This is a genomic window from Micromonospora sp. NPDC049049, from assembly GCF_040649115.1.
GTDB lineage: Bacteria > Actinomycetota > Actinomycetes > Mycobacteriales > Micromonosporaceae > Micromonospora.
Genome location: NZ_JBEZEX010000006.1, coordinates 173,098 through 184,775 on the forward strand (window position 1 = coordinate 173,098; position 11,678 = coordinate 184,775).

Consider the following 11,678-nt stretch of genomic DNA (forward strand, 5'->3'; position numbering starts at 1 on the left):
CCCCCGTCCCGCGGCCACTCCCGTGCCCGCCTCTTCCGCGATCTTGTAGTTTCTGTTAGTCATATGCGCACTTCGCCCCTTATGCCGCGACAGGAAGTGCAAGATCGCGGGGGTGGGGGTGGGTGAGGGCTTCCAGGGGAGTTCTTGGGGCATTGAGCTGGGTGGCCAGGCGGGTGGCCAGGTGCAGACGGACCGGGCCCGTCTCGCAGTCGACGACGACGCAGGGGGCGCCGGTGGCGGCCAGGACCGCTGCCGCCGCTGCCGCGCGGTCCAGCGGCCGGGTGCCCGCGGTGGCCCTTCCGTCGGTGACGATGAGGACCAGTGGGCGGCGCTTCGGGTCGCGCAGGCGCTCCACCCGCAACAGGTCCACGGCGGCGAGCAGCCCCTCGGCCAGCGGCGTACGCCCGCCGGTCGGCAGCTCGGCCAGCCGGGTCGAGGCGGCCAGCACCGACGAGGTCGCCGGCAGCAGGGTCCGGGCACCGGCGCGACGGAACGCGATCACCGCGACCTTGTCCCGCCGCTGGTACGCGTCGGTGAGCAGGGCGAGCACCGCGTCCTTCACAGTGGCCATCCGCTGCCGCGCGCCCATCGAGCCGCTCGCGTCCACCACGAACAGCACCAGGTTGCCCTCGCGTCCCTCACGAACCGCCTCGCGCAGGTCGTCCCGGCGCAGTCGCAGCGGACCGGTGAGCCGACCCCGGGCCGCCTGGTGCGGCGCGGCGGCGCGGATCGTGGCCGGCAGGTGCAGCGCGCCGACCCGACCCGCCGGTACCCGGGCGCCGGTGGTGCGACCCCGCCCGGTGCGGGCCCGAGACCGTCGGCCGGGCACCCCGTCACCCAGGCCGGGCGCGGTGAGCACCCGCGCCTTCAACCCACCCCGGGGTACGGCCACCGGCTGGGACTCCCCGCCGCGGGTCGGGTCGTCGGCACCGGTCGCCGAATGCCCGCCACCGCGCGGGCGCGAGTCCCTGCCGCCGTCACCACGATCGGCCTGCTGGTGCTGCGGCCAGCCGTCGTCGTCGCCCCGGTCGCCCGGCTGGCGCTGCGGCCAGCCGTCCGGCCCGTCGGTGCCAGCGCCATCACGCGCGGTCGGGTGCTCCGCCGAACCCGGTTCACCCTGGTCGACGCCGTCGCCGCTGCGGTCGCCTCCCTGCGGTCCGCCGGCATGTGGTCCGCCCCCGTTCGGGCCACCGCCACCGGCCGGGCCACCGCCCTGCGGGCCGCCGTCCGGGTCACTGTCGTCCGGGCCGCGGTCGTCGGGGCCGCGGTCGTCGGGGCCGGCGTCGTCCGGGTCGTCGGGGTGTGCGTCCTGGGCGCGCTGCAACGCCTCGTCGAGGCGCTTCTCGTCCAGCCCCGGGGTGTCGAACGGGTCGCGGCGGCGGCGGTGCGGCAGGGCCAACCGGGCCGCCACCCGGACGTCGTCGATGGTGACCCGGTCCCGGCCGTGCCAGGCGGCGTGGGCGAGGGCGGTACGGGCGGTGACGATGTCGGCCCGCATCCCGTCCACGTCGAACGCCGCGCACACCTCGGCGATCTGCCGCAACGCGGCGTCCGGCAGTCGTACCCCGGGAAGTCGGCGGCGGGCGGCAGCCACCTGGTCGGCGATCTCCGCGTCGGCGTCGGCCCAACGGGCGGCGAAGCCGACCGGGTCCGCGTCGGCGGCCAGCCGGCGGCGGACCACCTCGACCCGGATCTCCGGGTCCCGGCTGGCGCCCACCTCCACGGTGAGCCCGAACCGGTCGAGCAGCTGCGGGCGCAGCTCCCCCTCCTCCGGGTTCATCGTGCCGACCAGCAGGAACCGGGCCGCGTGGCTGACCGAGACGCCCTCCCGCTCGACGTGGCTGCGGCCCATCGCCGCCGCGTCGAGCAGCAGGTCGACGAGGTGGTCGTGCAGCAGGTTGACCTCGTCGACGTAGAGCACACCCCGGTGCGCGGCGGCGAGCAGGCCCGGCTCGAAGGCGCGTACCCCCTCGCCGATCGCCTTCTCCAGATCCAGCGCACCGACCACCCGGTCCTCGGCGGCGCCCACCGGCAGCTCGACGAGGCGGGCCGGACGGGTCTCGGCGGCGACGTCGCCCGGATGCGGGCCGTCCGGGCAGGCCGGGTCGGGCTCGGCCGGGTCACAGCCGAAACGGCAGCCGGCGACCCGCCGCACCGGGGGCAGCAGCGCGGCGAGAGCCCGCACGGCGGTGGACTTGGCGGTCCCCTTCTCACCCCGGACCAGCACCCCGCCGATCGCCGGGGAGACCGCGTTGAGCAGCAACGCCAGCCGCATGTCGGCCATGCCGAGCACCGCGCTGAACGGATAAATCGCCACTGCGCCTTCTTTCGTTCGCGACTGCGGGGCTCGCAGAACCGGCTCACTCCTCGCGCTCACAGCACTCCCTCCGCTCGCGACTGCGGGGCTCGCAGAACCGGCTCACTCCTCGCGCTCACACCCGGTCCTCCAGGTCGCCCTCACTGGCCAGGTACGTGTCGCGCAGCCGGTCCAGGGTCGCCGGCTCCGGCTTGGCCCACAGCCCCCGGTCGGCGGCCTCCAACAGGCGTTCGGTGATGCCGCGCAACGCCCACGGGTTGGACTGCTCCAGGAACTCCCGGGTGGTCTCGTCGAAGAGGTACGCGGCGGCCAGGTGCTCGTACATCCAGTCGTCGACCACACCGGCGGTGGCGTCGTAACCGAACAGGTAGTCCACTGTGGCCGCCAGCTCGAACGCGCCCTTGTAGCCGTGCCGGCGCATCGCGGCGATCCACTTCGGGTTGACCACCCGGGCCCGGAACACCCGCCGGGTCTCCTCACCCAGCGTGCGGGTGCGCACGTCGTGCGGCATCGCCGAGTCACCCACGTACGCCTGTGGTGACGTGCCGGTGAGGTGGCGGACCATCGCCACCATGCCGCCGTGGTACTGGAAGTAGTCGTCGGAGTCGACGATGTCGTGCTCACGGGTGTCCTGGTTCTTCACCGCCACCGCGATCCGGGCGAACGAGCGCTCCATGTCGGCGCGCGCCTCCCGCCCGTCCAGGCCCCGGCCGTACGCGTAGCCGCCCCACACCGCGTACACCTCGGCCAGGTCGGCGTCGCTGCGCCAGGTCCGGGCGTCGATCAGGGGCAGCAGACCAGCGCCGTACGCGCCGGGCTTGGAGCCGAAGATCCGGGCGGTGGCCCGCCGCTCGTCGCCGTGCTCGGCGAGGTCGGCGGCCACGTGCGCCCGCAGGTAGTTCTCCTCGTCCGGCTCGTCCAGGTCCGCGACCCGCCGGACGGCGTCGTCGAGCAGCGCCACCACGTGCGGGAACGCGTCGCGGAAGAAGCCGGAGATCCGCACTGTGACGTCGACGCGCGGGCGGCCCAGCTCGGCGGTCGGCACCACCTCGATGCCGGTCACCCGCCGGGACCTGTCGTCCCAGACCGGCCGGCAGCCCAGCAGCGCGAGCACCTCGGCGATGTCGTCGCCCTGGGTGCGCATCGCGCTGGTGCCCCAGACGGTCAACCCCACCGAGCGGGGGTACACGCCGGTGTCGGCGAGGTGCCGGGCCAGCAGTGAGTCGGCGAGGGCCACCCCGACGTCCCAGGCGTTGCGGCTGGGGATGGCCTTCGGGTCGACGGAGTAGAAGTTGCGGCCGGTGGGCAGCACGTTGACCAGGCCCCGGGTGGGTGAGCCGGACGGGCCGGGCGGCACGAACCTGCCGTCCAGTGCCCCGAGGGTGTTGGTCAGCTCGTCGGTGGTCCGGTCCAGTCGGGGCACCAGCTCGGTGGCGGCGAAGTGCAGCACCGCGGCGACGTCCGGCATCGACCGACCGGTCACCTCCGTCACCACGGCGTCGATGGTGTCCACTGCCCAGTCCAGGGTCTCCATGCCGACGACCAGCCGCCGGGCGAGGGCCTCGATCAGGTCGATCGCGTCGGCGGCGGTGCCGGCCGGGCCGTCCACCACGTCGGTCAGCGCCGCGGGCAGTGCCAGTCGCTGTCCCGGCGATGCGAGCAGTTCCTGCTCGTCGAGGGAGTACGCGACGGCGAGGGCCTGTCGCAGGCCGGGCAGGGCGCGGGCGCCGCCCCAGATCTGCGGGGCGCGCAGCACCGCGAGGACCAGGTTGACCCGGGGCTCGCCGGTGGGCGCGTCGGCGAGGATGTGCAGCCCGTCGCGGATCTGCACGTCCTTGACCTCGCACAGGTACCCGTCGAGGTGCAGCACGAAGTCGTCGAAGTCGTCCGCGTCGGGCATCGCCTCGGCGTGCAGGTCGTGGTGCAGCTCGGCGGCGCGCACCAGGTCCCAGATCTGGGCCCGTACGGTGGGCACCTTGGCCGGGTCGAGGGCCTGCACCGTCGCGTACTCGTCGAGCAGTTGTTCCAGTTTGGCCAGGTCGCCGTAGGTCTCGGCGCGGGCCATCGGCGGGACCAGGTGGTCGACGACCACGGCGTGCGCCCGCCGCTTGGCCTGGGTGCCCTCGCCGGGGTCGTTGACGATGAACGGGTACACCAGCGGCAGGTCGCCGAGAACCGCGTCGGGCGCGCAGTCGGCGGCCAGCCCGAGGCCCTTGCCGGGCAGCCACTCCAGGGTGCCGTGCTTGCCCAGGTGCACCACGGCGTCCGCGCCGAAGCCGCCGTCCGCGACCGGCGCGGTCAGCCAGCGGTACGCGGCCAGGTAGTGGTGACTCGGCGGCAGGTCCGGGTCGTGGTAGATGGCGATCGGGTTCTCCCCGAAGCCGCGGGGCGGCTGGATCAGCAGCACCACGTTGCCGAAGCGCAGCCCGGCGAGCACGATGTCCCCGCCCTCGGTGTACAGCTCGCCCGGCGGCTCACCCCAGTGCTCCCGCATCCGCTCGCGCAGCTCGGCCGGAACCTGGTCGAACCACCGCTGGTACGTCGGCCCCGGTATCCGTGCCTCGGCCGCTGCCAACTGCTCCGGGGTGAGCCACTCCACGTCGTGACCACCGGCGGCGATCAGCGCGTGGATCAGCGCGTCGCCGTCGTCGGGCGGCGGCGCGTCACCCAGGTCGTAGCCGGCCTCGGCCAGGGCGGCGAACAGCCGGACCGCCGACGCCGGGGTGTCCAACCCGACGGCGTTGCCGACCCGGGAGTGCTTGGTGGGGTACGAGCTGAGCACCACGGCGACCCGCTTGTCGGCGTGCGGCACGTACCGCAGCCGGGCGTGGCGTACCGCGATCCCGGCGACCCGGGCGGCCCGCTCGGGATCGGCGGCGTAGACCGAAAGCCCGTCCGCGTCGATCTGCTTGAACGAGAACGGCACTGTGACGATCCGGCCGTCGAACTCGGGGATGGCCACCTGCATGGCGGCGTCCAACGGGGACAGGCCGGCGTCGCTGTCGGCCCACTGCGCGCGGGTGCTGGTGAGGCAGAGCGCCTGGATGACCGGCACGTCCAGGGCGGCCAGGGCGCCGACGTCCCAGGCGTCCTCGTCGCCGCCACCGGAGGCGTCGGCGGCGACCGCGCCGCCGGCCGCGAGCACAGTGACCAGCAGCGCGTCACAGCGGGCGAAGAGCCCGAGTGGTCCGGCGCCCGCGGTCAACCCGCGCAGCGAGCCGCAGAAGATCGGCAGCGGGTTGCCGCCGGCCTGGCGGACCGCGTCCGCGAGCACGTCGACGAATCCGGTGTTGCCGGCGAGGGCGTGCGCCCGGTAGAAGACGATTCCCACTGTGGGCCGATCCGGGTCGGCGGGGTGGTCGCCGTGCACGCCGTACGCCGGGGTGGGCGCGGGTGCGGCGAACCCCTCGCCGGTGAGCAGCACCGTGTCGGAGAGGAACCGGGCCAACTGTCCGAGGTTGTTTGGGCCGCCCTCCACGAGGTACGCCAGCGACTGGGTGACGACCCCGGACGGCACTGTGGAGATCGCCATCAGCTCCGCGTCGGGCAGCGCCTCACCGCCGAGCACGACAGTCGGCACGCCGGTGGCGAGCACCGCGGCGAGGCCATCCGGCCAGGCCTGCCGACCGCCGAGCAGGCGTACGACGACGAGGGCGACCCCGTCGAGCAGGGCGGGCACCTCCTCGGCGGCGACTCGGGCGGGGTTGGCCAACCGGTAGTCGGCGCCGCTGGCGCGGGCGGCCAGCAGGTCGGTGTCGGCGGTGGACAGCAGCAGGATGCGCACGGCAGGCTCCGGAAAGTGACGTCGGCGCGTTCGCCGAGGCGATCGGGCGACGAAGGATGGGCGCGGGGTTCAGCAGGCACCGCGACCCGGGCGACTCACCGACGCGGGGCCGGCGGCGACGGGTGGCGCGGTGTCGAACTCAGCGGTGAACGGCGCGGGAGCGTGCGGATGCCGGCGCGGCGGCGCGGCCGGGTCGGGGCGCGGCGGGGCGTCCGCCGCTCGGCTCACGACGGTGATCGTCGGTGACAGAGACGCCGTGCGTCATCGGGTCCTCCTCGGGTGTCCACGCCCTGGGGTACATCCCGACGGCCGAAGTATCCTGGCTTCCGGATCGACGCTCTCCCCCGGCCTTCCAACCGCAGACACACGGCCGTGACTCACGAGGGGGGATCGCTCCCCGGTGACAGTGGCGGGACCGCGTCGGATTCGCACCGACTTCCTTCACTGCCGTCAGGCCGCGAATGCTGCCACACCCCTCCGCCGCCGGTCAACGCCGCCCCGGCCCCGCCAGGCGGACACCAGCCATCGAAGCTTGGCGATCGATGCAGGCGGGGCTCCGCACCACGCGACGCCACAGATCAATGTGCGCCGCCCTTTGCTCTGCTTACCTATCTGCACCAGACACGGAGCGTCACCGGTGCACATAGGTAAGCAGAGCAAAGGGCGGTCTAAGGCGTCGTGGCCTGCGCCGATCGTCCGGCGGGACGGTGCCCTGCGGTGCGCTGACCTAGGATCGGCGACACCACGCCCGTGATCCGCGATCAATCTCGGAGATCGATTACCATGGTCGCTCCGCAGTTCCACCACCTGGCGGGTCGTGTCTGGATCTGTCCGGGCGACTCCGAGCCCGAGGCGGTCCAGGCCGGCGTCGCCGTCGTGGCCGACGAGCGCGGCAGTGTGATGATCGACGCCGGGCAGAGCCCCGCGCGTGCCCGCGGCATCCAGGCCGCGCTCACCGCAGCCGGACTTCCGAAGCCACGCTGGCTCGTCTACACCCACCACCACTGGGACCATGTCTGGGGAGCCTGCGCCTGGCCCGGCGTGGAGATCGTCGGGCATGAGACGGCTGTGCCGCTGCTGCGCGCCGAAGCCGCACAGCCGTGGAGCCACCACTATCTGGACGAGCGGGTACGCGCCGACCCTCGTCTCGGCCCGAGCTTTCGGGGGCGGGCACGCGCGATGGACTCCTGGGAGGATTTTGCGATCCTGCCACCAACCCGGACGTTCACCGATGTCGACGAGTTGCCAGTGGGCGTCGAGCTACGACACGTCGGAGGCACGCACGCGCCGGACTCGACAATTGTGCTGGTGCCGGACTCGGGCGTCATGCTGCTGGGCGACTGCTTCTACCCGCCGCCCGCGCACCTGCGCCAGCCGGAGGATGGCCTCGATCTCGACCTGATCCGGCGACTACTCGACGGTGACTACCACTGGTACGTCTCCAGCCACGCGGAGCCGGTGACGTTCGAGCAGGCCCGCACGGCCGTGGACGACACCTGAGCCCGGCGGCCCTCAGCGGGCGTGGCGTTCCGGGTGCGCCCGGCTCCAGGTCCGCATCCGTTCCGGGTAGCCGGTGCGCCCGGCCTCGTACAGCGGCACCGCGTGCTTGCGGGCAATCGCCCCGGCCGCCCTGGGCGTGCCGGTGCGCCGGCGGATCCACTCACCGTCGTGGGCGATCGCCACCACCGTGGTGTCCGTCGCCGTGGTCTCCGGCTCCAGGTAGAACTCCACGCCCCGCCGGCTGGCGACGAACGCCTCCAGCGCCGCGAGGTCCTCGCGGGTCGCCTCCCGGTCCAGCTTCGTCGGGGTCGCCTCGGCACCCCGTGACCGGCGACTGAACCAGCTCATGACCAGCCCCTCTCCTCGACACCTCTCCCAGTGCACCACCAAATCCTGGCAATACGCTGCACAGCGGATGGGAGCAACCTGACCCACGCCGGGTGGAACCCGCGGCGGGTGGGCGGTGTCATGAGTGTGATCCGAACGGAGGCTCCCCTGGACGACGAGACGCTCGTCACCCGCGCTCGGGCAGGTGACCCGGAGGCGTACGACCTCCTGGTCACCCGGCACACCGCGTCCGCGTACCGGACAGCGGTGCTGCTCGGCGCGGGTTCGGACTCCGAGGACGTCATCCAGGAGGCGTTTGTGAAGGCGTACCGGAAGCTGTCCCGTTACCGGGGTGACGCGTCCTTCCGGTCGTGGCTGCTCGCGATCGTCGCGAACGAAACCCGCAACCTGCACCGCTCCCGTGGCCGGCGCGACGGGCTCGTCCTGCGGGCGGCGGCAGCGGACCCGAGGTCGGAGATCGCCGAGGACGACGCGGTCGCCGCGGTCCTCGCCGGGGAGCGCCGGAGGTCGCTGGTGCAGGCGCTGCGGCAACTGCCAACACGGGACCGCGAGGTCATCGTCTGCCGGTTCTTCCTCGACCTCACCGAGGAGGAGACGGTGTCGGCTCTGGGCTGGCCCCGGGGCACCGTGAAGTCGCGTACGTCCCGGGCGCTGGCGAAGCTGCGCGGCCTGCTCGACAGTGCGGAGGTCCGGCATGGGTGACCTCGAACGGGAACTGCGCGACCTGTCCGCCTGGCTGGACACCCCCGATCCGCCCGACGTGACCGCCCGTGTCCGCGTACGACTGGGCACGCCCGCGCCCCGGCGGCGCCGGTGGCGGTCGCTCGCCGCGGTGGCGTTCGTCGCCCTGCTGGTGGCGCTGTTGCCGCCGACGCGTGCCGCGATCGCCGACGCCGTCACCGGGCTGCTGCGCTTCGCCGGGGTCAGCATCGCCACCTCACCCGCCCCGGTGCCGCCCGGCGGCACCGCGTCGCCGTTGCCCGGCCAGCGGACCGTCGCCCTGGCCGAGGCCCAGCGGGCGGTGCGGTTTCCGATCCGCCTGCCGGCGAAGCTGGGGCCGCCCGAACAGGTACTGGTCGCCGACCCGGACGCCACGGGCCGGTACCGGGTGGCGACGCTGCTCTACGACGGAGGCGCGCTGCGCGTCGACGCGTTCGACGGCCACCTCGACCTGGCCTTCCACAAGGAGATCACCCCGCCGGGCGCGAACTGGGTCCAGGTGAACGGCGACTTCGCCGTCTGGGTCGACGGCCCACACGCGTTGTCCTACGTGGACCGGGCGGGTGAGATCCGCAGGGAGACCGCCCGACTTGCCGCCTCGACGCTGATCTGGCAGGACAACGACGTGAGCTACCGGCTTGAGGGGGCCCTCACCAAGGCCGAGGCGATCGAGATCGCGCGTTCTGTGGGCTAGTGCGCGTTCGGGTCCCAGTCCGCGAGCTGCTCCATCGGCTTGGTGTCGCCCGTGGTTTCCAGGCCGTCGAGCGGGACGCGATCGTAGAAGTAGAGGATCATTTCGCTCGCTGCGCCTCGCATCGCCATGTCGCCCGGCTCCGCGTCGGCGGCGAGGTCGTCGCAGCGGACGCCGTCGGCGTTGAGGGTCAGGCGCCAGGAGCGGCCCTCGGTCGTGTGCAGGTCGATGGTCGCCGGCTCGAAGGGCCAGGGGACGGTCGTCGCCGCGACGGTCGTCAGGAACTCGTCGACGCCCTCGACCGCGACGTCCGTCGGCAGCGGCTGTGCCGCCCCCTGGGTGAGCTGGGCGTCGTAGGTGTGGACGGCCAGTTCCTGGACCTGGTGCCGGGCCACGGCTCCGCTGGTCTCCGGGGCCTGCGAGCGGCCCCACCAGGTCCAGCAGCCGCGGTCCGGGCCGGCCTCGCGCATCGCGTCGAGCATGAGCTCGGTCGACTCGGCGAGCCAGGCGTCGAGGGCTTCGCGGTTGCGGGGCGCGGTCGGGGCGCCCTTCGGGTCCGTCCTCGTCGGGGGCTCGGCGCCGGGGCCCGCCGCGACGATGGCGGCCTGGCGGCGGCGGCCGTCGCCGAGGTGCTGCGCCAGTTCGCGCAGCGTCCAGTCAGGGCAGGTCGGGACCTGGACGTCAAGGTCGGGCGCGGACGCGATCGCGGCGCGGAAGGCCGCCGAGCGGTCTTCGATCAGCCGCAGGACCTCGGGGAACTCCACAGTGTTCGGCACCCCGGATGTCTATCACCGCGCGCCGCCGCCGGACAGTGAATTTGTCGGCCCAGGAAGTTCGGCCCCGCCGAGCACCAGGAACCTGGCGGGCCTGGGCGGTGTCGGAAGGGTGCGGCGAGTCGTCGACGCGTACCGGAAGGAGCGAGATGGTTTCCTGGGGCAGGTTGGTGCTGGCATCCTCGGTGGTTCTGCTGGCGGGGTGCACGACCACGACCAGCGGGGCGGCGCCGACGGCGGGTGCGGCCACCACGACGAGCACCGCGACCGCCTGCGCGGCGCGGGTCGAGACGGGGTCCCTGCCGGACTGGGCGGACGCCGGGTTCAGCGGGGACGCGCGGGCTCCGCACGTCTTCGGCGCGAAGGGCGACATCGTGGCGGTGCTGTTCGCCCACCCACTGCGGCAGGTCCGGACGGACGGGTCGAACAACAAGATCCTGTGGGTGGCACGCGCCGCGACGACCTCCCCCGACCCGACCGCGCCGGCGACCCTGGAGATCACCGCGAGGCTGGACGGCACCGACACCCGGGTGATCCGGGAGGTTCCCGGTGGCCCCGGTCCGTCGATCGTCGACCTGCCCGAGGCTGGCTGCTGGCGCCTCGACCTGCGCTGGTCCGGGCACGCCGACACGATGGACCTGGTCTACGCCCCCTGAGCCAGCGCCGGGCCGCCTAGGCTGCCTGACGTGCAGGAGGACGAACGGGTAGCGGCGGCGGCCCGCAACAACGCCGAGTGGTGCGACATCGTCTGCGGCAGCCAGGGGTTGGCCGGACGTACCGACGCCGACGCCTGGTGGGTCCCCTACCGTTCGCCGCGGTGGTACCCGGACGCGGTCACCCTACGGCCGGGCGTCGACGCCGAGGCCCTGCTGTCCCGGATCGACGCCGGGCCGGGCGCGTCGGTGAAGGACAGCTTCGCCGACCTCGACCTGTCCGGGTACGGGTTCCGGGTGCTCTTCGACGCGCAGTGGATCCATCGGCCACCGACGGCACCACCTGTCGACACACCGCTGGCCCCGGTCACCACACCCGACGAGTTGGCGGCCTGGGCGGCGGCCCACGACGGCGGGGATCTGTTCCGCCCCGCGCTCCTGGCCGACCCCCGCGTACGGGTGCTCGCCCGCCACGACGACCGGGGTGTGGTCACCGGTGGTGCGGTGCTCAGCGGCGACGGCCCGTACGGCGTCTCCAACCTGTTCGCCCGCGTCGACACCTCCCGGGCCATCTGGCGCGCGGTGTGTGCCACAGTGCCCGACGCGCCGCTGTTCGGCTACGAGAGCACCCCGGAACTGACGCCGGCGCTCTCCGCTGGTTTCACGACCACCGGCCCTCTCCGCATCTGGCTGCACGGCTAGCGCTCCGGCCACGGGCTCCGCGCACCGGCAGCTATGCTGCTTGGCAACGGCACCGATCCGGCCATCACCGGGGAGCCTCCGGAAGAACGGGCAGTTCGACCGCCCCGGTAGAACCGGACGTAGCGGCACGTCACGTCGAGAAATTGAGCGGCGCCTGCACCGTCGAGGCGCAAGCGGGGTGGTACCGCGG

The 11,678-nt window shown here is 73.5% G+C and carries 10 protein-coding genes and 1 riboswitch; of the genes, 5 read left to right on the plus strand and 5 right to left on the minus strand.

Annotated features, from left to right (window positions below; translation table 11 throughout):
* Positions 1-79: 79 nt before the first annotated feature.
* The 3 genes from AB0B68_RS09380 to AB0B68_RS09390 form a co-directional block, all read right to left on the minus strand.
* The gene (locus AB0B68_RS09380; protein WP_357259004.1) at positions 80-2,284 is read right to left on the minus strand and encodes a VWA domain-containing protein; all 2,205 of its coding nucleotides are present in this window, start codon (positions 2,282-2,284) and stop codon (positions 80-82) included.
* Between the two features lie 148 nt (positions 2,285-2,432).
* A complete protein-coding gene (gene cobN / locus AB0B68_RS09385) occupies positions 2,433-6,101 on the minus strand; it encodes a cobaltochelatase subunit CobN (protein ID WP_357258887.1) in 3,669 nt (1,222 codons plus the stop codon).
* A 69-nt stretch (positions 6,102-6,170) separates the two neighbouring features.
* Complete coding sequence (locus tag AB0B68_RS09390) at positions 6,171-6,329, minus strand: hypothetical protein (protein ID WP_357203876.1); 159 nt, start codon at positions 6,327-6,329, stop codon at positions 6,171-6,173.
* Between the two features lie 84 nt (positions 6,330-6,413).
* Positions 6,414-6,543: riboswitch (cobalamin riboswitch) on the minus strand.
* 341 nt (positions 6,544-6,884) lie between these two features.
* Between AB0B68_RS09390 and AB0B68_RS09395 the strand changes: the two genes are divergently transcribed.
* Positions 6,885-7,601 carry an MBL fold metallo-hydrolase gene (locus tag AB0B68_RS09395; protein WP_357203878.1) on the plus strand — a complete coding sequence of 239 codons (717 nt, stop codon included), beginning with the start codon at positions 6,885-6,887 and terminating at the stop codon, positions 7,599-7,601.
* Positions 7,602-7,613: 12 nt separating this feature from the next.
* Here AB0B68_RS09395 and AB0B68_RS09400 read toward each other — a convergent pair whose 3' ends face one another.
* A complete protein-coding gene (locus AB0B68_RS09400; protein WP_357227379.1) occupies positions 7,614-7,949 on the minus strand; it encodes a hypothetical protein in 336 nt (111 codons plus the stop codon).
* Positions 7,950-8,069: 120 nt separating this feature from the next.
* On the opposite strand from AB0B68_RS09400, the gene AB0B68_RS09405 reads away from it, so the two are divergent.
* Entirely contained in the window at positions 8,070-8,651 is a 582-nt protein-coding gene (locus AB0B68_RS09405) for an RNA polymerase sigma factor (protein ID WP_357199192.1), read from the plus strand.
* Complete coding sequence (locus tag AB0B68_RS09410) at positions 8,644-9,363, plus strand: hypothetical protein (RefSeq protein WP_357199195.1); 720 nt, start codon at positions 8,644-8,646, stop codon at positions 9,361-9,363. Before AB0B68_RS09405 ends, AB0B68_RS09410 begins: the two co-directional genes overlap by 8 nt.
* On the opposite strand, the gene AB0B68_RS09415 is transcribed toward AB0B68_RS09410, so the two are convergent.
* On the minus strand, positions 9,360-10,136 hold the full coding sequence (locus AB0B68_RS09415; protein WP_357199198.1) for a maleylpyruvate isomerase family mycothiol-dependent enzyme: 777 nt from the start codon (positions 10,134-10,136) through the stop codon (positions 9,360-9,362). The genes AB0B68_RS09410 and AB0B68_RS09415 overlap by 4 nt on opposite strands.
* 146 nt (positions 10,137-10,282) lie before the next feature.
* Here AB0B68_RS09415 and AB0B68_RS09420 point away from each other — a divergent pair, with 146 nt between their 5' ends.
* Together AB0B68_RS09420 and AB0B68_RS09425 are read left to right on the plus strand one after the other, a co-directional pair.
* Positions 10,283-10,789 (plus strand): hypothetical protein, encoded by a 507-nt coding sequence (locus tag AB0B68_RS09420; RefSeq protein WP_357199201.1) that lies wholly within the window; start codon positions 10,283-10,285, stop codon positions 10,787-10,789.
* A gap of 30 nt (positions 10,790-10,819) precedes the next feature.
* Positions 10,820-11,488 (plus strand): hypothetical protein, encoded by a 669-nt coding sequence (locus AB0B68_RS09425; protein ID WP_357199204.1) that lies wholly within the window; start codon positions 10,820-10,822, stop codon positions 11,486-11,488.
* Positions 11,489-11,678: the final 190 nt, after the last annotated feature.